Below are 24,543 nucleotides of genomic sequence, written 5' to 3'. Positions count from 1 at the left end.
AGGGGGGCAACTCATGGCGCTCGATACCAGTCAGCCAATGTACACGGCCGAAAAAAAAGATCTTTACGAAGTTGGGGAAATCCCACCAATGGGCCATGTCCCCGCACAAATGTATGCATGGGCGATCCGCCGCGAGCGTCATGGCGAGCCTGATAAATCGTTCGTCCAAGAGGTGGTTGAGACGCCCAAGCTTGATAGTCACGAAGTGCTCGTTCTCGTGATGGCCGCAGGCGTTAACTATAACGGCATTTGGGCGGGTCTTGGCGTGCCGATCTCTCCGTTCGACAGTCATGGCGCAGACTACCACATCGCTGGGTCCGATGCCTCTGGTATTGTTTGGGCTGTTGGGGACCGTGTGAAAAACTGGAAGGTGGGCGACGAGGTCGTCATCCATTGCAACCAAGATGATGGTGACGACGAGGAATGTAATGGCGGCGATCCGATGTTCTCAACATCCCAACGGATTTGGGGATATGAGACGCCTGACGGCTCATTCGCGCAGTTCACACGCGTGCAAGCACAACAGCTTTTGCCGCGTCCGCAGCATCTGACGTGGGAGGAAAGCGCGTGCTATACGCTGACACTCGCAACCGCCTACCGTATGTTGTTTGGGCACCATCCTCATGAGTTAAAACCCGGTCAGAACGTTCTGGTTTGGGGCGCGTCTGGTGGGCTTGGCTCGTTTGCGATCCAGTTGGCTGTGGCCGCAGGGGCAAATGCAATTGGTGTGATTTCAGGCGAGGACAAACGCGATTTCGTCATGGGACTTGGCGCAAAGGGCGTGATCAACCGCAAAGACTTTGACTGTTGGGGGCAGCTCCCAACGGTGAATACACCCGAATATAACGCATGGTTCAAAGAGGCGCGCAAATTTGGTGCGGCGATCTGGGCGATCACGGGCAAAGGCAACAACGTTGATATCGTGTTCGAGCATCCCGGTGAGGCAACATTCCCCGTCTCGACGCTTGTGTGTAAAAAGGGTGGTATGGTTGTGATCTGCGCAGGCACCTCCGGTTTTAATTGTACCTTTGACGTGCGCTATATGTGGATGCATCAAAAGCGCCTTCAGGGGTCGCATTTCGCACACCTTAAACAAGCGGCATCGGCCAACCGGTTGATGATCGAAAAGCGGATTGATCCGTGTATGTCCGAGGTTTTCCCATGGGCTGAAATTCCCGATGCGCACATCAAAATGCTGCGCAATCAACATAAGCCCGGGAATATGGCGGTTCTGGTGCAGTCGCCTAAAGCAGGGTTGAAAACGCTTTCGGATGTGTTGACCGCCTAGCGCGGACATCCTCAAAAACGAAGATCTAAGTGCCGTCACCAGTTCATGGGGGCGGCTATTTTGATTCGTTCGCCTCTGATCGAAATGCATGTTGAACATAGATAAAATTTTATTTAAATACGCAACTTAAGTGTAATAGTTAGTAAATTGTTAATGTTAAATTGCACTTAAGCTTTACTACCTCGCTACTTTTGGGGATGGTAAAGATGTGAATATCGTTTGGTTCCAATCACATGGTAAGGTCAGAACACTATCACAATGTTGAGGTGAGAGATCTTCGATGAACGATGATTGGATTTTGGACGTTCTAGCGGACCTGCGAGTTTTCGTAGAAAAAAAAGGTATGCACGCGACTGCGGATATACTGACAGATGCGTGCCTTTTGGCGGCTGCGGACCTAAAAGTGGGCCGCGCGCGCTGGCAACAAGAACTGATGGATCTCAATGACGGCGGCGCTGTAAAAATTTCTGGAATACATCCAGCATGTTGAAACATTTCAACAGTTTCAATCGGCGTCTGAAAATTTGCGCGATATCCTTGGGATCAAACATGTGGTGTACCACTGGGTAAATAGCGCGGGTGAACGGTTTGGGGTCGGCACATATTCGTCCGAATGGGTCGACCGGTATCTGGTGAAGGATTATCTACGCCTTGATCCGGTGTTGTTCGGATGCTTTCAGCGGTTCACGCCCGTGAATTGGAAGCAGCTGGATTGGTCATCGCGGTCTGCGCGCACCTTTTTTCTTGATGCGCTGGAATATGGTGTGGGCAGTCAGGGATTTTCGGTGCCGGTGCGCGGTCCGAATGGTCAGTTCGCCCTTTTCACGTTGAATGACGATGCGACCGATGTGCAATGGGAAAAGTTTATTCATTCTATGGAGCGCACCCTTGTTGTCTGTGCGCATGAGTTCAACAAAAAGGCGTTACAATTGGAAACTGCGGGGGCCACGGCGGTCTCTCAGCCTCTATCGCCACGCGAAGTTGAGGCCATTACATGCCTCGCGAAAGGCCTAAATCGGTCACAGACCGCGCAACAAATGGGAATCTCTGAGCATACCCTGCGTGTGTATATCGAAGCGGCACGGCACAAATTGGGTGCAATGAATACCACACATGCCGTGGGCGCGCACTTTCGATAGGCGCAATTATCATATAGCGAAAATTAATACTCCCAAAGTTGCATCACGCTTGCGCGACTCAATCTAAAATAGAAACTTAAGAGTCTGCTCATACCCGTCAGCGACAATGATGTATGTCTGGCCGAGAGCGATATCTGACAGGAGTCTATTATGCTGCACTATATTTATGCTGATGATCTGCACTTTTTCCCGCTTATGCGTGACACGATGTTTCGCGACCGCGCGGACCAATTCAAACGCCGGTTGGGTTGGGCCGTATCCGTGAACGAGCGCGGTGAAGAGCGCGATGAATACGACGATATGAACCCGCTGTACGTCATCTGGCAAAAAGCTGACGGAACGCATGGCGGGTCTATGCGGTTTTTACCAACAACCGGCGACACCATGGTTAACGACCATTTTAGTCACCTGACGGATGGTGTGAAAATTGTGTCTCCGCTGATTTGGGAATGCACACGGTTTTGCCTCGCTCCCAAAGCGGATCGTCGTGTTGCGGCCGCACTCACGGTTGCAGCGGGCGAGTTGATGGACGAGTTTAAGCTGGAACACTTTGTCGGTGTGTTTGACCCGCGCATGGAGCGTATTTACCGGTTGATGGGCCTGTCCCCTGAGGTCATTGGCCGCGCATCACATGATGGCGAAGATATCGGTGTGGGCCTTTGGGAGATGCATGCCGATGCGTTTGGCCCAACGTTAGAGAAAGCGGGTATTGATCGTGCAATGTCCAAGATGTGGTTTCGCGCAGCATTTGAACATGCTCGACCCTACCTCGACGAGCGTGCAATTGCGTAATTCGCGCGCTTCGTGACTGGCACCTGATGCGGCGGCCCTATAGGATCGCCGCATGTCTCAAAGCCCCGTCATTTATTCCGAAGATCAAGCCGAAGCCTATGATGCCGTAAGCGCCTTGTTGAAAGGTGCGGGGGTTGATTTGGAGAATGGCATTGTCGTGCCGCGTGTCGACGAGCGCCGTTCCGTGCGCGCGGTTATTGGCAAGGCGGGATCAGGTAAAACGCTCCTTCTCGCGCAGCTCTATAAGGCGCTTGAGGACGCGGGCGTTGATATTGTGTCTGGAGATTGGGAGGGGCGAAAACGCAAGGAGCGCCGCACGCTTGCTATTCTCGCGCCAACGAACAAGGCGGCATCGGTACTACGCAATCGCGGTGTCCCTGCGACGACGATCCACAGAATTCTGTATACGCCCGTCTACGACCCTGAATATGAAAAGCTGGCCGAATGGCTGGCGGGGCAGGGGGAGCGACCTGTTGATGTTGATGGCTTGAGCGAAGAGGCGCTTGACCGCGCTTACGCGTTCTACCAAAAAAACAAATCCATTCCGGGTGCACTCGCGGCGGCGGGACTGCGTGGATCGGACTTCATTACGGGTTGGAAGAGACGTGATGACCCGCTTGATATCGGGTTTATCGACGAGTCGTCGATGCTAGATAAAAAGCAATTCGAGGATTTGCAGGAGATTTTTCCGACCCTCGTTCTATTCGGAGATCCCGCACAGCTCGCCCCTGTCAATCAGGCGGGTGAGATGATGTTCGAGCGACTTCCAGAGAACAAAACCAATGTGTTGTCGCGCATCCACCGTCAGGAAAGCGATAGCCCGATTTTGGATCTTGCGCACGCACTTGCCGATCCGAACCTGAGCTTTGATCAATTCGAGCGTATGATCGAAGACGCGGCCAAGGCGGACGACAGGGTCATATATGCGCAGCGTGTGGAAAGCGATCTCATGGCGCGCTCACCGACTTTGGTGTGGCGCAACGCAACGCGTATCCGTTTGATACAGGCGTTTCGCGGTGTGTTTGATGCGCCCTCTGATGCACTGTTGCCCGGTGAGCCGCTGATTTGTGACGGGATTGAACTGCCGGCCAAACACCGCAAAAAGCGACTGGATTTGGAGGCGCGTGGCCTCATCAAAGGGGCGCAAGTGGTCTATCTGGGGCCCGGTCGAAAGCCGGGATTTTCACGATTGCATGTGATGGGCGCAGAGGATCCGAACATCTCGGCGGCCTCAATTGTGAAGATTGAATTCCCCGATGAGGAGGAACCATTCATTCCGTTTGCCGCCCGTATGGGAGCGACATTTTTGCACGGTGCCGCTGTGACCATTCACAAGGCGCAAGGCTCGCAATGGGAAAATGTGCAGGTGTTCGCCCCCGATCTTTATGCGGCGGCGCGCGCGGGGCGCATGGAAGCGGGTATACCGCTATGGAAGCGCTTGGCCTATGTTGCGATTACGCGGGCTGAAAAGCGTCTGTTTTGGGTGACGCGTGCGCGTCTGTCAAAGCCAACTGTACCGTTGGATGTGGCCGATCTGACGCAAAAACAAGCGGCGGGTTTCGCGCTTGAACTTCAGGATGACAACGGGTTGTAGCGACTAGCGCTTGAGGAGGCGGAACCCTGCGGATGCCAACCAGCCCGATAGTCCCGCAATCAAAAGCGCGAGCAGGCCGTAGAGAAAAGCATTGTCCTGAGCGAGGCGGTACAGCCAGCGTTCAATGCCAACCTTTTGGACATTGATCGAGGTGGTATAGCTATCGAGCACTCTGCCTTCGCGCAGGAGGAGAATGCGGGTTGTGTATCCGCCCTCAACGAGGTTGGACGGAAGCGTCACAGAGGTGGAAAACAGAGTATCTTGGGTGATCTCCACGTCATTTTCGCGCACACGGTAAAGTTCATCAGCTGTCCGCAGGCGCAAAAGCGCATCGCGCGCCGGAGCGCCGCGCATGGCCGGCAAAATTTGCGCGTCTGGCGTGATTTTCCAAAGGCTATCGGTGAGGGGCGTGAGCGTGTCACTTAAGGCACGTGTCGAGGCCACCTCGTAAAAGGTAGGGGCGTGCCCCATGATCGTATTCTCAACGTTGATCCAAATGCCCAAACGGCGGTCTTTGCGGCGAATGGTTTCGACCTTTTGCGGCCCCGCCACCGTAATGATGACATCAAGAGGACCATCATCGGGTGTGGGGGTGTCGCGTTTGACCGCGCCATAAATCAAGATTTCGGAGCCATCAAAATTTGCAGTGATCGAGATCCGGTTTTGACTCAAGGCCGCCACAACCTGTTCGGCGTGTGCGGCACATGGCGCCAAAAGCGATATGAGGAAAACGAGGGGGGCGAAGCGCATCATATCATTGCCCCAGTGAGAAAAGTTCTTTGGGTGTGATCAGCAAATCAATCCCAAGTTTCAAGCAGACAGCAAGGACCAAAAGCGCCAACAGGATGCGCAATTGTTCCGCTTTGAGGCGTAACCCGATTTGGGTGCCAAATTGTGCACCGACCACCCCGCCGACGAGCAACAGCATGGCGAGCATGATATCAACCGTCTGGTTGGTGACGGCGTGGAGCATTGTGGTGAAGGCGGTCACAAAAATGATCTGGAATAGAGAGGTGCCAATGACCACTTTGGTTGGCATCCCGATGAGATAAATCATTGCGGGCACCATGATAAAGCCGCCGCCGACCCCCATGATCGCGGCGAGCATTCCGACCAAGACACCAACGCCCAGCGGGGGGATGATCGAGATGTAGAGGCCCGAGGTGCGGAACTTCATTTTGAGCGGTAGGTTGTGTACCCACGTATGTTTGGTGCGCTCTTTGCGCGCTGTCGGGCGGCCCTTTGCGCGGTTGAGTGCACGCACGGATTCCACCAACATGAGCGCGCCAATGATGCCCAAAAACACAACGTAGCAAAGAGTGACAAGCAAATCGACTTGGCCCATTGCCTTGAGAATGTTGAAAATTTGCATGCCAATGGCGGAGCCGACCAGACCGCCTATCAATAGAACCATCCCCATTCTCAGGTCGACAGTCTTGCGTTTGAGATGCGCGAGAACGGCAGAGACGGAGGAGGCGACAATTTGATTGGCGGAGGTGGCCACCGCTACGGCGGGCGGGATGCCGACAAAGAACAACAAAGGCGTGATGAGAAAGCCGCCACCAACGCCGAACATCCCAGACAAGATTCCGACCAGACCGCCAAGTCCCAATAGGACAAAAGCGTTCACGGAGACCTCGGCGATGGGCAGGAATATCTGCATTAGGGTACTTTCGGCATGCGTTTGTTCAGGAATGCAATGAAATGGCCCCCGCGTCAAACCCAAGCCGGTGCTTTAACGACAAAAGCGGAGCCAAAGCCCCGCTTTTGTTCGTGCGATGTCGTCGTTGTTAGCGTTCTTTGACGTAGGGCTGACCGCCTGCGCGCGGTGGAATAGCCTTGCCGACAAAGCCCGCGAGGATAATCACGGTCAGGATATAGGGCAGCGCTTGCATGAACTGCACCGGAATTGTGATGTCCCCAAGCGAGATGGATTGATAGCGGTTGCCAAGGGCTTCCAACAGGCCAAATAGCAAGGTGGCCGATAGCGCATACCACGGCCGCCACTTGGCAAAGATGAGAGCAGCAAGGGCGATATAGCCACGCCCCGCCGACATGTCTTTGACGAACCCAGCGGCGAGGGAGGCCAGATAGGTGCCCGCCATACCGCATAGGATTCCCGCGATCACGAGTGCGGCGAAGCGCAGTTTGACCACAGAGACGCCAGCGGTATCCACGGCAGATGGGTTTTCGCCCACCGCACGCAGACGTAGGCCAAAGCGTGTGCGATACAGAACCCACCACGACAACGGCACCGCCGCAAGCGCGATATAGGTGAGCGCGGTATGACCCGAAATCAGATCGTCATAGAGGGGGCCGAGATACGGCACATCGGCGAGTTGATCGGAGAACGGCAGGTTCCACTCTTGGAAGCGCCCGTTGCCAGTCAAGGGCGGCGTACGCCCGCCCAGTTGGAACCACGATTGGCCCACAACAACCGTCAAGCCCGCCGCGAGGAAATTGAGCGCGACACCGGAGATCAGCTGATCCCCCTTAAACGTGATGGAGGCCAAGCCGTGGAGCATCGAAAACGCCAGTGAGCCGCCAATTCCCGCCAAAAGGCCGATCCAGATAGAGCCTGTAACATAGGACGCGGCACCCGCCAAAAAGGCAGCGGCGAGGAGTTTCCCCTCAAGGCCGATATCGACCACGCCCGCGCGTTCGGAAAACAGGCCCGCCAGACAGGTGAGTAGCAAAGGTGTAGCAAGCCGCACCGTAGAGTCGAGAATTTGGATGAGTGTCAGATAATCCATGTCACGATCCCTCTTTCTTGCGACCGAAGATGAGGAACAGCTTTTCAAGCGGACGGCGCACCATGTTGTCGAGCGCACCGGTGAACATGATCACGAGTGCTTGGATCACGATAACCAGTTCACGCGGAATGGCCTCCCACATCGAAAGCTCTGCGCCGCCTTGGTACAAAAAGCCGAATAGGAGGGCTGCAAGGACGATCCCGACGGGGTGGTTGCGTCCCATGAGGGCCACGGCAATACCGATAAAGCCCGCGCCCTCAACAGCGTTATCGATCAGGCGTTCGGCCTCACCCATGACGTTATTGATGGACATCAGGCCCGCAAGCCCGCCCGAGATCAACATGGCGACCACGGTGATTTTCGTGGGGTTGATGCCTGCGTATTTTGCGGCTGTTTCTGAGTTGCCATAGGCGCGGATTTCATAGCCAAGGCGCGATCGCCAAATCAACAGCCAGAACAAAAAGGCACACAAAAGCGCGACAAGGAACGAGATGTTCGCGGGCGCGTGTTGGTTGAAATTGATCCCGAATGGGGCCAGCATTTCGTGAAATGTCGGAAGGTGTGCCCCTACGGGAAAGCTCTCGGTTTCGGATGCCATGCCGCCCGGTTTTTTGAGCACTTTGGTGAGCAAATAGCCCAGAAAGGCGGCCGCGATAAAGTTGAACATGATCGTGGTGATCACGATGTGCGAGCCGCGTTTGGCCTGAAGGTAGGCGGGGATAAACGCCCACGCCGCCCCAAACGCCGCGCCACCAACCATTGCCGCCGGCAGGGCAAGTGTCCAATGGGGCCATGGCACAGCAAGACAGACAAGTGCCACGCCAAGGCCGCCGACCATTGCCTGACCTTCGCCGCCGATGTTGAAGATCTTTGTGTGGCTCGCGACCGCAAATGACAATCCGGTAAAGATGAAGTTGGTGGTGTAATAGAGCGTGTAGCCTAGTCCGCTTGTGCTTCCGAACGCGCCTTTCACCATGGTTTGGATGGCGACGACCGGATCTTTTCCGATCGCCCAAATGACGATGCCGGAAAAGAAAAACGCGATGATGATGGAGAACAGGGGAATAAGGACCGCATCGGCCCATTTTGGCATTTTCTGCATTATGTTTCGTCTCCCGTCATACCCGCCATCATCAGGCCCAACTCACCCTCATTTGTTTCCGAGGGCAGTTTTTCACCCATGATATGCCCGTCGAACATCACCGCGATGCGATCCGAGAGCGACAGGATTTCCTCCAACTCGACAGAGACAAGCAAAATGGCTTTGCCTTCGTCGCGTAGGGCCACAATTTGTTGGTGGATGAACTCAATTGCGCCGATGTCGACGCCGCGTGTGGGTTGGCCCACGAGCAACAGGTCGGGGCTACGATCAATCTCGCGCGCGAGGACAATCTTTTGTTGGTTGCCGCCCGAAAAACTCTTTGCCTCAAGGCGCGGATTTGGGGGGCGCACATCGAATTTCGCCATTTCCTCTGCGGTCTTTTCGCGGATTTTGGCGTTATCCATCAAGAAACGGTTCTTTTGGTATTCGGGCGCGTGGTGATAGCCGAACACCATATTCTCCCACGCTTGGAAGTCGAGGATCAGACCCTCGTCATGGCGATCCTCGGGGACATGCGCGATGGAGCGTTTGCGGCGCGATTGACCGTCGGAATGCTTGCCTGTGAGGTCCAACTCCTGACCGTTCACCCGAACAATACCGGTGCCGTCCTGATAGCCGCCCAACACTTCGAGCAACTCGGTTTGACCGTTGCCTGCAACACCCGCGATGCCGACAATCTCGCCCGCGCGCACGGTCAGGTTGATCCCTTTGACCCGCTCGACACCGTGCTCATCCACAACGCGCAGGTTTTCGATTTCCAACACGGGATGCGTGGGCGTGGCGGGTTTTTTATCGACTTGTAACAACACCTTGCGCCCGACCATCAGCTCGGCCAGTTGCTCGGGCGAGGTCTCGGCGGTTTTCACGGTGGCTGTCATTTCGCCACGGCGCATCACCGAGACTGTGTCGGTCACTTCCATGATTTCACGCAGCTTGTGAGTGATCAGGATGATCGTTTTTCCCTGCTCTTTTAGTCCATCCAAGATGCGGAACAGGTGATCGGCCTCGGCGGGGGTCAACACCCCCGTTGGCTCGTCCAAAATCAGAATATCGGCTTGGCGGTACAGCGCCTTGAGGATCTCGACCCGTTGTTGGTGGCCTACGGAGAGATCTTCGACCAAGGCATCGGGATCGACGGACAGCTCGTACTCATCCGAGAGTTGTTTGAGCAAGTTACGCGCTTTGGCGAGAGAAGGGCGGAGCAATCCACCCTCTTCGGCACCCAAAATGACGTTCTCAAGAACGGTAAAATTTTCAACCAGTTTAAAGTGTTGGAACACCATGCCGATACCGGCGGCAATCGCCGCTTGGCTATCGGTGATCGTGACCTCTTTGCCGTTAATCAAAACCGTTCCTGCATCGGCTTTGTAAAAGCCGTAGAGGATCGACATGAGCGTGGATTTCCCCGCTCCGTTTTCGCCAATGATCCCGTGAATGGTCCCTTTGGCCACGGAGATTGAGATGTCCTTATTGGCCTGAACTGGGCCGAACGCCTTTGAGATCCCACGCAGCTCGATTGCGAGCGGTGTGGAAGAGGTCGGGGCGGCAGTCTCCTGCCGCCCCTTTGTGTTTTGTGCACACATCTAAGCGCTGCCCTTAGTACGCGGGGCAGGTTTCGTCGGACATGTAATCGTGAACGATGATTTCGCCCGCGATGATTTTGGCTTTTGCGTCTTCGACAGCCGCTTTCATGTCATCGGAGATCAGATCGGCGTTGAACTCGTCGAGGGCGTAGCTCACGCCTTCGTTGGCGAGACCCATAACGGAAAGCGTTCCAACAGCGAGGTCATCCCCTGCTGTGAAGCTTTCATATACGGCGTTGTCGACGCGTTTCATCATGGAGGTCAGAACCGAACCTGGCTGAAGGTAGTTTTGGTTGCTATCGACACCGATGGACAAAATGCCCTCGTCTGCCGCAGTTTGCAAAACACCGAGGCCAGTACCGCCAGCCGCCGCAAAGACAACTTCGGAGCCTTGGCTGATCTGGGCTTTGGTCAACTCGCCACCTTTTACGGGATCGTTCCACGCGGCGGGTGTTGTGCCCGTCATGTTCACAATCACGTTTGCGTCTGGTTTGACGTATTTCACACCTTGGGCGTAGCCACATGCGAATTTGGAGATGAGGGGGATATCCATGCCGCCAACAAAGGACACGGTGTCGCCTTCGGCTGCGTGTGCGGCCAGAACGCCCACAAGGAACGAGCCCTCATGTTCGTTGAACACAATGGAGCGCACGTTTGGTCCATCGACGACCATGTCGATGATCGCGAAATTCGTGTCGGGGAAATCGGGAGCCACGGCGCCCAGCGCAGAGCCCCAAGAGAAGCCAGCCATGACGATCGGGTTGTAGTTGCTTTCGGCAAAACGGCGGAGCGCTTGTTCGCGCTGGGCGTCAGACTGCAATTCGAGATCGCGGTAAGATCCGCCTGTTTCTGCCTTCCAACGCTCAGCGCCGTTGAACGCCGCTTCGTTGAATGATTTGTCGAACTTGCCACCAAGGTCGAAGATGATCGCCGGATCGGCCAGTGCAGCGCCGGAGGTGACGGCAAGGGCCGCAGCCGCGCCGAGGAATGTCTTCATAAGGCTCATAGTAGTCTCCCGTTTGGTACTTGGTATTGCGGCAGCCCTTGCGCGTATTGCCAAGGCACATGCCCAAAGAGCGAGCAGATCGCTTCTGTTCACCAACAGAGTAGGGCGCGTCAACGCGCAAGCGTCAACCGAAATTTTACCATTTGGTCTCGTAGGTTGGATGTTTGCGCTCTAATGCTCGGAGTTACGCTTGGTCATGCTGGTTTGAGTGGCTTTGAGAGTATGAGCGCGTCTACTTTTGAACCATCGGGTTGTGTGTAGTAGGCGCGTCTGCGCCCAGATTCGGTGTAATGCGCTGAGGTGTAGAGGGAAATTGCAGCGACATTATTGACTGCGACCTCGAGAAATGAGGTGTGCGCGCCCAAACCCTGTGCGCGGCTCTCATATGCGGCGAGCGCACGACGACCAAGGCCGCGCCCCCGCGCAGTTTTTGCAACAGCGAGGGTCAAGAGTTCGGCCTCATCGGCAACAACGCGCCCCATGATCATGGACGGGCCTTCGTCCTCAATCAAAAAGACCCCGTAAGACGCAAGAAGCCCCGCCAATTCGGTCTGTGACCATGGGCGGGGCGTCTCAAAAGTGTCTGCGTGGAGCGCCGCCAAGGCGTTTAGATCAGGAGCGCGTTCCACATGCGTTGACTGTATTTATGCCGCTACCGGGCGCACTTCGAGCACCTCGGGGATGTAGTGGCGCAGCAGGTTCTCAATCCCCATTTTGAGGGTCAGTGTCGACGATGGGCAGCCGGCGCATGCGCCTTGCATGTGCAGGTAAACCACGCCTTTTTCGAACCCGTGGAATGTGATGTCTCCACCATCTTGGGCCACAGCAGGGCGCACACGGGTATCAAGCAGTTCTTTGATCTGTTCGACAATCTCGCTGTCGGGTCCGTCATGCGCGGCGTGGCCGGCGTTTGTGGTTGCCTCACCCTCCATCACGGGGGCGCCAGATTGGAAATGCTCCATGATCGCACCCAAAAGTGCGGGTTTGATGTGGTCCCAATCCGTGGACTCATCTTTGGTCACGGTCACAAAATCATGACCGAAAAACACGCCCGTGACGTTGCCAACGGCAAAAATGCGCGCGGCTAGGGGGGACGATGCTGCCGCCTCTTGTGTCGTGAAATCTGCCGTGCCCGCCTCAAGAACGGTTTGTCCGGGGAGAAACTTCAATGTGGCGGGGTTCGGCGTGGATTCGGTCTGAATGAACATGGCAGCTATTCCTTACTTGTCAGGTCGGATATGCGCCTTTGACGCGTAGAAGTCAATATTTAGAACGCTTCTAAGTGGGCGATCTTGCGGGGTTAGGTGATTTCCTCAAGGCGCTCTTTCGAGATTTCGCCGGGCACCAATGTCATCGGGATCGGCAAAAATCCGGCTTGTTTGGTCATGGCAGCGATCAACGGGCCGGGGCCATGTTTTTCGGTGCCCGCCCCCAAAACCAAAACGCCGATCCCAGCGTCTTCTTTGATTTGGGACAGGATTTCGTGCACTGCTTCGCCTTCGCGAATAACCAGTTCGGGATCAATGCCCTGACGATCACGCATCCATTTCGCAAACACCTCAAAGTGCGCAACGATACGGTCGCGGGTTTCCTCGCGCATGATGTCGGCCACCCCGATCCAGTGATTGAATTCCTCTGGGGGAATAATGGATAGGATCGTGACGCCCGCACCGGTGTTGGCCGCGCGCATGGCGGCAAAGCGCATTGCGTTCAGGCATTCGCGACTGTCGTCTAGGATCACAAGAAATTTGCGCATCAGGCCCTCCGTCGAACGCATCATAGTGCAATGATGGACGAGACCGCCGTGCGGGGCAAGCTATGCGAAAAAAGAAATGCCCCCGACCGTTTAAAAAGTCAGGGGCAGTGTCGTGGCCATGCGTATCAGCGGACAAAGCCCATGATATCAAATGTCTTGTTGAGGATCGGCTCGGCGATGGCGCGTGCTTTGTCCGCCCCATGTGCCATGATGCGATCAATCTCTGCGGGATCATCCATAAAGCGGCGCATTTCGCCCGAAATAGGAGCCAGTTTTTCAACCGCAAGATCCGCCAACGCAGGTTTGAATTTGCCCCATCCCTGACCGCCGTACTCAGCCAAAACGGCGTCATTCGAAATGTCAGCCAATGCAGCGTAGATATTGACGAGGTTGCGGGCTTCGGCGCGATCGGCAAGCCCGTCCATGGAGTCGGGAAGTACATCTTGGTCGGAGCGGGATTTTTTGAACTTCTTGGCGATGGTGTCAGCATCATCAAGCATGTTGACGCGCTCCATGTCACTCTCGCCCGATTTTGACATTTTTTTGGTGCCATCGCGCAGGTTCATGACGCGCATAGCTGGCCCTTCGATCACGGGAGTGGTTTCGGGGAAAAAGTCCACTTTGTAATCGTGGTTGAATTTTTTGGCGATATCACGGGTCAGTTCGACGTGCTGTTTTTGATCTTCGCCTACGGGCACATGTGTGGCGTGGTAGGCGAGAATGTCGGCGGCCATCAAAGACGGGTAGGCATACAGGCCAAGCGAGACCTGTTCGGAGTTTTTGCCTGCTTTGTCTTTGAATTGGGTCATGCGGTTCATCCATCCGACCCGCGCAACACAGTTAAAGAGCCATCCAAGTTCGGCGTGTGCGGAGACGCGCGATTGATTGAACAAAATGGATTTTGACGGATCAATGCCAGAGGCCAGATAGCCCGCCGCCACTTCGCGTGTGGCTGTGCGTAGATCGTCGGGATTTTGCCAGACGGTCACGGCATGCATGTCGACCACACAATAGATCGTTTCGAAATCGCCACCTTGCATCCCTACAAAACGCTTGATCGCGCCAAGGTAGTTGCCGAGTGTCAGACCTCCCGAAGGCTTGATCCCTGAAAAGACGCGAGGGGTAAAAGCAGCGTCAGCCATGTGTTTTCTCCGTCAAACTGGATGTAATGTCCTGTCTGGTTGTCCTAAAGCGTTTTGGAATATTGTTGAAGTCATAATAGTAAAACGGGCTTGGTTGATCCTGATGTTGGGTGCGCCTCGCCATCAAGTGGTTGTAAATTCGCCCCCGAACCGTTTTATGCGAGACACACGTAGCAAGGAACCGCGCGATATGTCCGATCATTCAGATGACCATGAGTACACACCAGAGTCTCCGTTCAATGCGCTTCCGCCAGCCGTAGTGTTATTGGCGGTTGTGATTGGTGGTATCGAATTGCTGTTTCAAATCGGGTCGTATGGGATCGTCGGCGGGCCGGACGCAATCGGGTGGCGGATCACCGCAATGGAACAATTTGCGTTCTTTGATACGGTGTTCGACGCGATGCGTGACCAAGGCATTTGGCCGTTCGAGCATGTGCAGCGGTTTTTAACCTACGCCTTTGTGCATCATTCGTTTACGCACGCGGCGATGGTGGTGGTGTTTATTCTCGCACTTGGCAAAATGGTTGGTGAGACATTTGGCAACATCGCCGTGCTTATTGTCTTTTTTGTCTCTGTGGTGGCGGGGGCGCTTGCCTACGGTTTGTTTTTGGACACATCGACGCCGCTTGTGGGGGCGTATTCAGGGGCTTATGGCCTTATCGGGTCATATACGCTAATGCTCTGGATCGGCCTCGGCGCGATGAAGCAAAATCAGATGCGTGCCTTTACGCTCATTGGCTTTTTGCTCGCAATCCAGCTCATATTTGGATTGTTGTTTGGGGCAACACCCGACTGGCTGGCAGATATTGCGGGCTTTGTTATGGGCTTTGGGGTCTCGATCCTACTTGTCCCCGGTGCGCCGCGCCGCATTTTGGCGCGGATCCGCAAACGCTAGCCGCGTTTTACCGCCGCTTTGAGGTCGGACAATTTCATCGCGCCGATGGCGTATGCGGCTACGAAATAGACGGCAATGCCACTTGCCACCATGATGAATACAGCCAGACCGCGCGACAGGTCATAGACAGGGGCGAGCAGGATGTTCACGCCATAAACGTACGCGCCCATTATGGCCGAGGCGATAAAAATGCGCGGTGCGCGGCTGCGTAGTCGCGCGTCTATTTTGACGTCATCGCCCATGGTTTTTGTCCCACGCCACAACAACCAGACCATTGTCCAGGCGGCGAGGGTGGTGGCCACTGCGGCGGCGAGATAGCCGATTGCAAACGACAGACCGATTGCGACGACGGCATTGATGACCATTGCCCACAGGGCAAATCGAAACGGCGTTCTGGTGTCTTCGCGCGCGAAATAAAGCGGCTGTAGGACTTTTTGCATTACGAACGCGGGCAGGCCAACGCCGTATATAGCCACGGCCATCGCGGTTTTTTGCGCGTCTTCAGGCGTAAAGCGGCCACGTTGGAATAGGAATGAAATCAGCGGCTCCGGCACGATCATCAAGGCAACGGCGGACGGGACCGTGAGCAAAAGCGCGAATTCCATCGCACGGTTCGACGCATCACGCGCGCCCGCACCGTCACCTGCATGAAGTCTGCGCGACAGATCCGGTAAGAGAACAACCCCAATAGCAATGGCTACGACACCGAGCGGAAGTTGGTAGAGGCGATCAGCGAGATTGAGATATTGCAGCGCGCCCGCCTCGCCAAAGGACGCAACTTGGCGTCCGATCAAGAGGTTGATTTGCACAACGCCCCCCGCAAGGGCGGCAGGGCCAGCAAGGATCAGCAGGGTTTTGAGCTCTGGCGTCATACGCGGAAAGCGGGGGCGTAGATTGAACCCGATTTTAGCGGCAGCGCGCCAAACGATGGCGAGTTGTGCAATGCCTGCAAGAGGCACCGACCAGATCAACGCTTTGGCGACATCCCACCCCATCCACGCCGCACCGACCATCGCGCCAGACAGGATGATGTTGAGCATGACGGGGGCGGCGGCGGCGGCGGCAAATTTGCCTGACGCGTTGAGAATGCCCGCAAAGAGGGCAGAGAGCGCAATAAAGAAGATGTAGGGAAAGGCGACCCGACCAAAATCAACGGCCAAATCAAAACGTGCGTCACCAATAAACCCCGCCGCCATTGCGGAGACTAAAAATGGCATGGCGAGTGTCGCCACCAACGTCAGGGCGATGAGCATTGAGGCGAGAACGGACAGTGTGTCCTCGGCGAACTCTTTTGCTTCGGCCTGTGCGTCGAGCTTTTTGGAGAACAGCGGGACAAAGGCAACATTGAGTGTACCCTCGGCAAAGAACCGGCGGAACATGTTGGGGAGCGAGAAGGCGACAACGAAGGCTTCGGCTGCGGGGCCAGCGCCCAAAAATGCGGCAATCAGCGCGTCACGAACGAACCCCATAACACGGCTCATGAGGGTCCATCCCCCAACCGTGACAAAGCCCTTGATCAGGCGGATCGGCTTCATGAATTTTTAGCCCTTTGTGCGCCCTGCGTGATTGCATCTCGTAGCTTTTTCTCAAGCGAGGCTTGTTTGCTTTCGGCGTGAAGTTTCATTCCGAACATGTCCTTGACGTAAAAGCTATCGACCACTTGTTCGCCGTAGGTCGCGATTTGAGCGGTGGCAATCGAGATGTGATTGTCGGCAAGAGCGCGGGTGAGATCGTACAACAGGCCCGCACGGTCACGGGTGTCGACCTCTATAATGGTAAAGATTTCGGAGCCATCATTGTCAAAACTGATGGAGGTTGGCACGCGAAACGCACTTTCGCGCTTTTTGATTTTGTCGCGCGGGATGAGTGCATCTCGCGCCACAACCTCGCCACGTAGGGTTTTTTGGATCATCTGGCGCAGGCGCGGCAAACGGCTTTGCTCAAACGGGTGGCCGTCATTGTCCTGAATCCAGAATGCGGCCGTCGCGTAACCATCGCGCGTGGTATAAGTCCGTGCGTCCACGACATTTGCGCCCACAAGGGCCAAGGCCCCGGCCAGACGTGAGAAAATGCCAGGGTGATCGGCCAACGCGAAACACGTGCGGGTCGCATCGCGGTCCTCGTCGGGTGTGATATCGATACTGATCTGATCGTCTTTGATCTCTTTGAGCAGTGTGGCAAAAATCATATGTGCGGACGTGGGCAACCCTTGCCAATAGGGGCCATAATGGCGCTGGACCTCTGCGCGCAGGTCGGGTTGTGGCCAATCGGACAATGCGGCACGCAGGGACTTTTTCGCCTCGCCTTCGCGGGCCTCACGGTTCACGGCCTCAAGCCCGTGTTCAAGTGCATGTGCGGTCTGAGCGTGCAAATTACGAAGCAAAACCGCTTTCCAGTTGTTCCAAACGCCGGGGCCAACACCGCGGATGTCGCATACCGTCAACACAGTGAGCAGATCGAGACGTTCGCGCGTTTTCACCGCTTTGGCAAAGTCGCGCACGGTGCGCGGGTCGGACAAATCACGCTTTTGCGCCACGTCCGACATCAACAGGTGATACCGGATCAGCCACTCCACGGTTTCGCATTCCGCAGGTTTTAGGCCCAGTAGTGGCGCGACCTTGCGCGAGATTTGCGCGCCCAAAATTGAATGGTCTTCTTTGCGACCCTTGCCAATATCGTGCAACAGCAAGGCGACATAAAGAACCCGACGATTTACACCACGTTTTAGAATGCCCGAAGCAACTGGAAGCTCCTCGACAAGCTCCTCGCGCTCGATTTGTGCGAGGTTGGAAATCACTTGGATGGTGTGTTCGTCGACGGTGTAGCTGTGATACATATTGAATTGCATCATCGCCACGATCACTTGGAATTCGGGAATAAAGGCGCCCAAAACACCAAGCTCGTTCATTCGCCTCAGGGCGCGTTCCGGATTGCCGTTTTTAAGCATTAAATCCATGAAAATCCGCTGCGCCTCGGGGTTGTCGCGCATCGCGGAGTCGATTTTGTCGAGATTGGCGGAAATACACCGCATCGCATCGGGATGGATCAAATGGCCTGTGCGCAGCGCCTCTTCGAACAAGCGCAAGATATTGACAGTGTTGCCAAGAAAGTCGGCCTCATTGGCAAAGTTGAGCCGCCCGCGCTCGACATAAAACCCGTGCCCGACCTTTCGCTTTCGTTTGAAAAAACGTTGCAAAGCCGGCTCTTGTTTGACGTGCGAGTCCTCAAGTGTTGTGAGGAAAATACGGGTCAATTCCCCAACGCGTGTGGCGTGACGAAAATAGGCCTGCATGAAATGTTCAACCGCGCGCCGACCCGTGTGGTCAATAAAGCCCAAAAACTCGGCGACCTCGACCTGAAGGTCAAAGGTGAGCTGATCCATTGGTCGATTTGCGATAAGATGCATTGCGTTGCGCGTGGCGTGCAAAAACGTTTCCGCCTCTTCGAACTGAAGGTATTCGTCGGCTGTGAAAACGCCAGCATTGACCAGATCAGCGGTGCGGCGCACGCCGTGGACATATTTTGCGATCCAAAAAAGCGATTGTAGATCCCGAAGTCCACCTTTGCCCTCTTTGACGTTTGGCTCGACCACATAGCGTTGTCCACCTTGTTTGCGGTGGCGCTCGGAGCGCTCTTCGAGCTTGGCCTCAATGAATTCGCGGGCTGTGCCCTTGAATAGATCATCGCGCAATCTGGTGTGTAACTCATCCGCCAGATCAACATTTCCTGCGAGTTGGCGGATTTCGAGCATGGATGTGCGGATCGTGAAATCTTCACGTCCCAAGCGGATACAGTCCTTGATCGTGCGGGTGGCATGGCCAACTTTGAGGTGCATGTCCCAGAACATGTAGAGCATGCTTTCGACCACACTTTCGATCCAACCGTTGATTTTGTGCGGCGCAAGAAACAGCAAATCGACATCGGAGTGCGGCGACATTTCCCCGCGTCCGTATCCACCCACAGCCAGCACGGCAATCCGTTCGCCCTCTGTTGGGGTCGGGTTCGGATGCAGCTTGGTCATCGCCGTAAACAACACGGATGTGACAAGACAATCTGTCAGCCATGCATAGGACGTGAGCGCGGGGCGTGCATTGCTTGGCGCTTGTTTGATCGCCGCCTCAATGACCGCGCGCCCATTGGTGTTGGCCTCGTTCAAAACGGCAACGGTGGCCGCACGAATAGATGCCGCATCCGATGCGTCTTTCCACGCATCGGTGAGGGCGGCGCTCACGGCTTCGACATCAAAGAGGGCCTCAGGAGCGCAAATTGTGCTTCTCGGAGGTGTCGGAACGAATGAAGAGAGGGTCAGCTTAGAGGCCGAACCCCCCGAAGGCTCTTGGTGCAGGGTCAATCTCTACTACCTGATTGTTTTGAATGGTGGCGATGGACAAGCCGCGCTCGTTGGTGCCGTTGGGCAAGAGGCGGAACACGCCGTTGACTCCCGCAAAGCCCGAGGACCGTGTGAGAGCTTGCGTGGTGAGTGCGTTGGCGTCGCCCGATTTTACGAGGGCTCCGATTGCGGCGATGCCGTCATAGGCCAACCCTGCCAAGGCATGGGGCTGTTGCCCGTAGGCAGCAGAATAGCGGCCCGCAAACGTTTGCGTCAATGCGGCGTCTGGGATCGCAAACCAGCTATTTTGCAAACCGGGCAAGGTCATGGCCGTGGGTGGGATGTTCCACCGCTGAAGCCCGATGTATTGCGTGCTCGGGCTTGTGATCCCGTTTTCAGGAAGCATTTGCGCCAAAAGCGGCATTGCGCCGTCATTGCCGGATGTGAAGAAAATCGCTTCTGCGCCCGCCGAGCGAGAGCTTGCAGCAATTTCAGGAATGGCTTGCGTTACGCCCGTTTGGCTCATCTCAAATGAGGTTTGCCCAGACAGTGTAGCGCCGTTGCTACCAATCGCTGCAACAACAGCTGCGGCACCTGCGGTTTCTGCGGGATTTTCGCCATTCACAACAAGAATGTTTTTCTTGCCGTTCTTGACTGCGTAGCGGACCAGACGGTTGGCCGTGTTCGCAAAGGTTGGCCCGAGGATAAAGACGTTGCCCCCCGCGACATCGGGGTTATTCGAGAATGAGAGGACATTTACACCGGCGTTCGCGGCGGGGATGCCTGCGAGTTTGGCGGAGCCGCCATATACGGGGCCAAGAATGATTTTCGCGCCACTCGCAACCGCTTGGCTTGCAGCGGCTGATGCGCGCTCGGCAGAGCCGCCTGTTGGATAGACTTTGAGGTCGATGGTGACGCCTTGAAGGTCAGCCATGGCCAAACGAGCCGCGTTTTCAATCGACTGCGCCAGTGCAACATCGGAACTTTGGGCCGAATCGTAAGGCACTAACAGCGCTACGGGGACGGGTTCGGATGTATCGATTTTGGGACCATTGCTGCCGGATGACGGAACTGGCACATCACATGACGCGATTGCGACAACGGATAAGGCCGCTACAAATTTAATGAGGGAAGGTCGAGAGGGGAAAAGACGAGTAAACATTGGCGAAATCACTCCTGACAGTAACGTCATCGACGAGGGGTGTGTAAAACTGAATTTTGACTTAGGGTCGGGTAGCAGACTAAGGCACTCAAGCCAATGAGTAAACGCCACATAACGGGACCCTCCGCGTGACATATCAAATCAAGCCACTAACCGCCGGCCTCTATTTCGTCGCCACACCAATCGGCAATGCCCGTGATATCACGTTGCGCGCACTTGACGTGTTGGCCTCTGCGGACGTTCTTGCCGCCGAGGACACCCGCACGCTGCGCAAGTTGATGGAGATACACGGTGTCCCACTTGGGGATCGCCACATCATTGCATACCACGATCACAACGGTGCAAAGGCGCGTCCGCGGTTGTTGGGCCTAATGGCTGCGGGGAAATCAGTGGCTTATGCGTCCGAGGCGGGCACGCCGTTGGTTGCGGACCCGGGTTTTGTATTGTCGCGGGAAGCCTTGGCGGCGGGTCATATGGTGACATCTGCACCAGGGCCATCGGCGATGATTGCGGCTCTTACTATTGCGGGTCTGCCGTCAGACCGGTTTTTGTTCGCGGGGTTCCCGCCGGCGTCAAAAGGTGCACGGCGCACGTTCTTTACCGAGTGGGGTGGGGTTCAAGCGACACTTGGCTTTTATGAAAGTCCCAAGCGGATTCACCGAACATTAAGTGAACTGTGCGATTTATACGGCCCAACGCGGGTCGTGGCGGTGTGTCGTGAAATCACCAAGCGATTTGAAGAGGTCATTTCCGGCCCCGTCAGTGAGGTGCTTGCCTCCATCGAGGCGCGAACTTTGAAGGGCGAGATTGTGCTTTTGGTGGATCGGCCTGCGCAGTTGACGGCCGAGGATATTGATCTTGATGCCGAAATTGACCGTGCGCTTGAAACCTTGTCGCTCAAGGATGCTGCCGCGCATATTGCGGCCGAGTTCGGTTTGAAAAAGCGCGAAGTGTACCAACGTGCATTGGAGCGTAGCAAAGAGGACGAGTGAGTGACGCCGCAAAAAGATGCGCCTTTAACCCAGCCGCAAAAGGCACGCGCATTGCGCGGACAACGCGCCTATCTGTCGGGTCTTAGCGCAGAGGGATGTGTGAGCGATCATTATTTGGCACTGGGCTATGAGCGGATTGCAGAGCGTTGGCGCGGTGCAGCGGGCGAGATTGATTTGATCTTTTGGAAAGATGACGTGTTCGTGTTTGTCGAGGTGAAAGCCTCAAAGCGGTTGGCCGATGCGGCCGAACATTTACGCCCCTCTCAGATGCTGCGGATCATGCGCTCTGCCGAGGATTACATCGGACGACAGCCAAAGGGTCTGTTGTCGGACATGCGGATTGATGTGGCGCTTGTGGATGGAGCTGGTGCAATTGAGGTGATTGAAAACGCGCTTATGTGACAATCTGCGGGCGGTTGTGCGTTTGCGCATGGACCTTTCTCATTGAAAGCACGCGGGTGGTGGTCCATCTATTGGTAAAGCCAACTGGAGTATTTTCATCGTGACCAACGCCGCACTCAAAGTCGCCATTCAGATGGACCCTATCGGTCCCATCGATATCAACGCGGATAGTACCTTTCGCATTATGATCGAGGCGCAAGAGCGCGGTCATACGCTATTTTATTACACGCCTGATAAGCTCGCCTTTCAAGAAGGGCGAGTGACCGCGCGCGGTTGGCCCGTTGAGGTGCGCCGCGAGGTGGGAAATCACTATACGCTGGGCGAGGAACAAGAGGTCGATCTTTCGACATATGATGTGGTGTGGCTACGCCAAGATCCGCCGTTTGATATGGGCTACATCACCTCCACGCATCTTCTCGACATGATCCGCGACACCACTTTGGTTGTGAATGACCCGTTTTGGGTGCGCAACTATCCAGAGAAGTTGTTGGTGTTGCAGTTTCCAGATTTGACCCCGCCCACGACGATTGCACGCGATCTCACCACCATCCGCGCGTTCAAGGAAAAGCACGGCGATATCATTTTGAAACCCCTATACGGCAATGGCGGGGCGGGTGTGTTTCGTCTCGATCCCAATGACCGTAACCTGTCGTCGCTCCACGAGTTGTTCACGGGCATGTCGCGCGAGCCGATGATTGTGCAAAAATTCCTTCCCGATGTGTCCAATGGCGACAAACGCGTGATTTTGGTCGACGGTGCACCGGTAGGGGCCATCAACCGCGTGCCGCAAAAGGGCGAAACCCGTTCGAACATGCATGTTGGCGGGCGTCCCGAAAAGATTGGGTTGAGCGCGCGAGATCTAGAAATCTGCGCCAAAATCGGTCCTTTGTTGAAAGAAAAAGGTCAGGTTTTTGTAGGCATCGACGTGATTGGGAACTACCTCACCGAGATCAATGTGACCTCTCCAACGGGCATTCAGGAATTGGAGCGCTTTGACGGTACCAATACTGCGGCACTGCTTTGGGAAGCGATTGAGGCCAAGCGCGCGTGACTTGCGTCCGCTATGCGCGTTCGCGCGAGGCAACCACGCGGTAACTTAATGCCTCCGCGAGATGAAGGCGATTGATCTGATCCGCGCCCGCGAGATCGGCGATTGTGCGCGCGACACGTAAAATACGGTGATACCCGCGCGCCGACAGACCCAGTTTGTCGGCGGCGAGGGACAAAAGCGCACGCCCTTCGGCATCTGGTGTCGCAACCTCCTCTAATGTGCGCCCCTCGACATGGGCATTGGTGCGGATGTTGGTGCCCTCATAGCGCGCGGCCTGAATGGCGCGTGCGCGGGCTACGCGTCTGGCGATTACAGATGATGGTTCTCCACACGGCGCGCGTTCAAGGTCAGCCATTTCAACTGGCGGCACTTCGAGGCGCAAATCAAAACGGTCCATCAGCGGTCCAGAAATACGGCCTAAATAGTCCTCTCCGCAAATGGGCACTTTGGAACAGGCCCGCGCGGGATCTGGTAAGTAGCCGCATTTGCAGGGATTGGCGGCGGCAATGAGCATGAAGCGGGCCGGATAGCGGGTGTGGGCGTTGGCGCGCGCGATCATCACTTCGCCCGCCTCAATGGGTTGGCGTAGACTGTCGAGCACGGCGCGCGGAAACTCTGGCAATTCATCCAAGAACAACACCCCGTTGTGAGCGAGCGATATCTCCCCAGGCTTTGCACCGCGTCCACCGCCAACGATTGCGGCACGTGATGCTGTATGATGTGGTTCGCGAAACGGGCGCGCGCGGCTAATTCCACCTGAATCTAACAGCCCCGCCAGCGAATGAACCACCGACGTCTCGAGTGCTTCTTGGGCGGACAGCTCGGGCAAAATGGTGGGCAAACGGGCGGCAAGCATCGACTTTCCCGACCCGGGAGTTCCAACAAGAAACATATGGTGGTGCCCTGCCGCAGCAATTTCGATTGCGCGCTTTGCCTTTTCTTGTCCTTTCACATCCATCATGTCTCGGGTGTGATTGGGGAGGTGCACTTCTCCCGGTTCTGAGGGGGTGAGCGGCGCATCTCCCGTTGCGTGGCGAATGAGTTTGGCCAAGGTGCGAGGCGCAAATACAGGCGTGACCCCAACCCATGCCGCCTCTGGCCCGCAGGTTTCAGGGCAGATCAAATCGCATCCGAGTGCACCAGCGGCAAGCGCAGAGGGCAATGCGCCCGCCACCCCCACCAATGTGCCGTCGAGAGACAGCTCCCCAATTGCGAGCATCTTTTCGGCGGCATCCTCCGGGATCAATCCGGTCGCTGCCAAAAGCGCAATTGCGATGGGTAAATCGAAATGAGATCCCGCTTTGGGCAAATCGGCGGGCGAGAGATTGATCGTGATTTTCTTGGACGGTAGCGCGATTTGCATAGAGGCCAACGCGGCGCGCACCCGTTCGCGGGCTTCCGAGACGGCTTTGTCTGGCAAACCGACAATGGTGAAGCTCGGCAATCCCGCGCTAACGGCGCATTGCACATCTACAGGGCGGGCGTCTACGCCCTCAAATGCAACCGTCCACGTGCGTGCAACCATGATAACTCTCTCACTAATACCTGCATCACGC

At 55.8% G+C, this 24,543-nt stretch carries 22 protein-coding genes; 8 read left to right on the top strand and 14 right to left on the bottom strand.

Annotated elements, in window-relative coordinates:
* Positions 1 to 13: 13 nt before the first annotated feature.
* The 4 genes from ccrA (at position 14) to IMCC12053_RS14675 (ending at position 4,813) form a co-directional block, all read left to right on the top strand.
* Complete coding sequence (gene ccrA, locus IMCC12053_RS14695) at positions 14 to 1,288, top strand: crotonyl-CoA carboxylase/reductase (RefSeq protein ID WP_062220345.1); 1,275 nt, start codon at positions 14 to 16, stop codon at positions 1,286 to 1,288.
* 524 nt (positions 1,289 to 1,812) lie between these two features.
* Positions 1,813 to 2,427, top strand: a complete 615-nt coding sequence (locus tag IMCC12053_RS14685) for a helix-turn-helix transcriptional regulator (RefSeq protein ID WP_236852447.1) — start codon at positions 1,813 to 1,815, stop codon at positions 2,425 to 2,427.
* A gap of 150 nt (positions 2,428 to 2,577) precedes the next feature.
* Positions 2,578 to 3,219, top strand: coding sequence for an acyl-homoserine-lactone synthase (locus tag IMCC12053_RS14680; RefSeq protein ID WP_062220341.1), 642 nt, complete (start codon positions 2,578 to 2,580; stop codon positions 3,217 to 3,219).
* Between the two features lie 52 nt (positions 3,220 to 3,271).
* Entirely contained in the window at positions 3,272 to 4,813 is a 1,542-nt protein-coding gene (locus IMCC12053_RS14675; protein ID WP_062220339.1) for an ATP-dependent DNA helicase, read from the top strand.
* Positions 4,814 to 4,816: 3 nt separating this feature from the next.
* Here the strand turns inward: IMCC12053_RS14675 and IMCC12053_RS14670 are convergent, their stop codons facing one another.
* The 10 genes from IMCC12053_RS14670 to trpS form a co-directional block, all read right to left on the bottom strand.
* Entirely contained in the window at positions 4,817 to 5,566 is a 750-nt protein-coding gene (locus IMCC12053_RS14670) for a TIGR02186 family protein (protein WP_062220337.1), read from the bottom strand.
* 1 nt (position 5,567) lies between these two features.
* The gene (locus tag IMCC12053_RS14665) at positions 5,568 to 6,476 is read right to left on the bottom strand and encodes a sulfite exporter TauE/SafE family protein (protein ID WP_062220335.1); all 909 of its coding nucleotides are present in this window, start codon (positions 6,474 to 6,476) and stop codon (positions 5,568 to 5,570) included.
* 127 nt (positions 6,477 to 6,603) lie between these two features.
* Positions 6,604 to 7,566, bottom strand: coding sequence for an ABC transporter permease (locus tag IMCC12053_RS14660; protein WP_062220333.1), 963 nt, complete (start codon positions 7,564 to 7,566; stop codon positions 6,604 to 6,606).
* Position 7,567: 1 nt separating this feature from the next.
* Positions 7,568 to 8,668, bottom strand: coding sequence for an ABC transporter permease (locus IMCC12053_RS14655; protein ID WP_062220331.1), 1,101 nt, complete (start codon positions 8,666 to 8,668; stop codon positions 7,568 to 7,570).
* Entirely contained in the window at positions 8,668 to 10,251 is a 1,584-nt protein-coding gene (locus IMCC12053_RS14650; RefSeq protein ID WP_062220329.1) for an ABC transporter ATP-binding protein, read from the bottom strand. The genes IMCC12053_RS14655 and IMCC12053_RS14650 overlap by 1 nt, the downstream gene beginning before the upstream one ends.
* Positions 10,252 to 10,264: 13 nt before the next feature.
* Positions 10,265 to 11,257, bottom strand: a complete 993-nt coding sequence (locus IMCC12053_RS14645; RefSeq protein ID WP_062220326.1) for a BMP family lipoprotein — start codon at positions 11,255 to 11,257, stop codon at positions 10,265 to 10,267.
* Between the two features lie 194 nt (positions 11,258 to 11,451).
* Positions 11,452 to 11,886, bottom strand: a complete 435-nt coding sequence (locus tag IMCC12053_RS14640) for a GNAT family N-acetyltransferase (protein ID WP_062220324.1) — start codon at positions 11,884 to 11,886, stop codon at positions 11,452 to 11,454.
* Between the two features lie 15 nt (positions 11,887 to 11,901).
* Positions 11,902 to 12,465, bottom strand: coding sequence for a NifU family protein (locus IMCC12053_RS14635; RefSeq protein ID WP_062220321.1), 564 nt, complete (start codon positions 12,463 to 12,465; stop codon positions 11,902 to 11,904).
* A 92-nt stretch (positions 12,466 to 12,557) separates the two neighbouring features.
* The gene (locus IMCC12053_RS14630; protein ID WP_062220319.1) at positions 12,558 to 13,013 is read right to left on the bottom strand and encodes a universal stress protein; all 456 of its coding nucleotides are present in this window, start codon (positions 13,011 to 13,013) and stop codon (positions 12,558 to 12,560) included.
* 125 nt (positions 13,014 to 13,138) lie between these two features.
* The gene (gene trpS / locus IMCC12053_RS14625) at positions 13,139 to 14,155 is read right to left on the bottom strand and encodes a tryptophan--tRNA ligase (protein WP_062220317.1); all 1,017 of its coding nucleotides are present in this window, start codon (positions 14,153 to 14,155) and stop codon (positions 13,139 to 13,141) included.
* Between the two features lie 190 nt (positions 14,156 to 14,345).
* Between trpS and IMCC12053_RS14620 the strand changes: the two genes are divergently transcribed.
* Entirely contained in the window at positions 14,346 to 15,050 is a 705-nt protein-coding gene (locus IMCC12053_RS14620; protein WP_062220315.1) for a rhomboid family intramembrane serine protease, read from the top strand.
* Here the strand turns inward: IMCC12053_RS14620 and murJ are convergent.
* The 3 genes from murJ to IMCC12053_RS14605 all read right to left on the bottom strand — a co-directional run bounded on the left by murJ (position 15,047) and on the right by IMCC12053_RS14605 (position 20,542).
* On the bottom strand, positions 15,047 to 16,585 hold the full coding sequence (gene murJ, locus IMCC12053_RS14615; RefSeq protein WP_062220313.1) for a murein biosynthesis integral membrane protein MurJ: 1,539 nt from the start codon (positions 16,583 to 16,585) through the stop codon (positions 15,047 to 15,049). The two genes, IMCC12053_RS14620 and murJ, sit on opposite strands and share 4 nt — an antisense overlap.
* Positions 16,582 to 19,281 carry a [protein-PII] uridylyltransferase gene (locus IMCC12053_RS14610; protein ID WP_236852444.1) on the bottom strand — a complete coding sequence of 900 codons (2,700 nt, stop codon included), beginning with the start codon at positions 19,279 to 19,281 and terminating at the stop codon, positions 16,582 to 16,584. Before IMCC12053_RS14610 ends, murJ begins: the two co-directional genes overlap by 4 nt.
* Positions 19,282 to 19,360: 79 nt before the next feature.
* Positions 19,361 to 20,542 (bottom strand): penicillin-binding protein activator, encoded by a 1,182-nt coding sequence (locus tag IMCC12053_RS14605; RefSeq protein ID WP_062220312.1) that lies wholly within the window; start codon positions 20,540 to 20,542, stop codon positions 19,361 to 19,363.
* 128 nt (positions 20,543 to 20,670) lie between these two features.
* Between IMCC12053_RS14605 and rsmI the strand changes: the two genes are divergently transcribed.
* The 3 genes from rsmI (at position 20,671) to gshB (ending at position 22,987) form a co-directional block, all read left to right on the top strand.
* Entirely contained in the window at positions 20,671 to 21,534 is an 864-nt protein-coding gene (rsmI, locus tag IMCC12053_RS14600) for a 16S rRNA (cytidine(1402)-2'-O)-methyltransferase (RefSeq protein ID WP_062220310.1), read from the top strand.
* Entirely contained in the window at positions 21,535 to 21,936 is a 402-nt protein-coding gene (locus IMCC12053_RS14595) for a YraN family protein (protein ID WP_062220308.1), read from the top strand.
* A 100-nt stretch (positions 21,937 to 22,036) separates the two neighbouring features.
* On the top strand, positions 22,037 to 22,987 hold the full coding sequence (gene gshB / locus IMCC12053_RS14590) for a glutathione synthase (protein ID WP_256209948.1): 951 nt from the start codon (positions 22,037 to 22,039) through the stop codon (positions 22,985 to 22,987).
* A gap of 10 nt (positions 22,988 to 22,997) precedes the next feature.
* Here the strand turns inward: gshB and IMCC12053_RS14585 are convergent, their stop codons facing one another.
* On the bottom strand, positions 22,998 to 24,512 hold the full coding sequence (locus IMCC12053_RS14585) for a YifB family Mg chelatase-like AAA ATPase (protein ID WP_062220305.1): 1,515 nt from the start codon (positions 24,510 to 24,512) through the stop codon (positions 22,998 to 23,000).
* Positions 24,513 to 24,543 lie beyond the last annotated feature (31 nt).

Source organism: Celeribacter marinus (assembly GCF_001308265.1).
Classification (GTDB): Bacteria; Pseudomonadota; Alphaproteobacteria; order Rhodobacterales; family Rhodobacteraceae; genus Celeribacter; species Celeribacter marinus.
The sequence above is the reverse complement of the archived record's forward strand: the minus strand, read 5'-3'. Positions and strand labels throughout refer to the sequence as shown.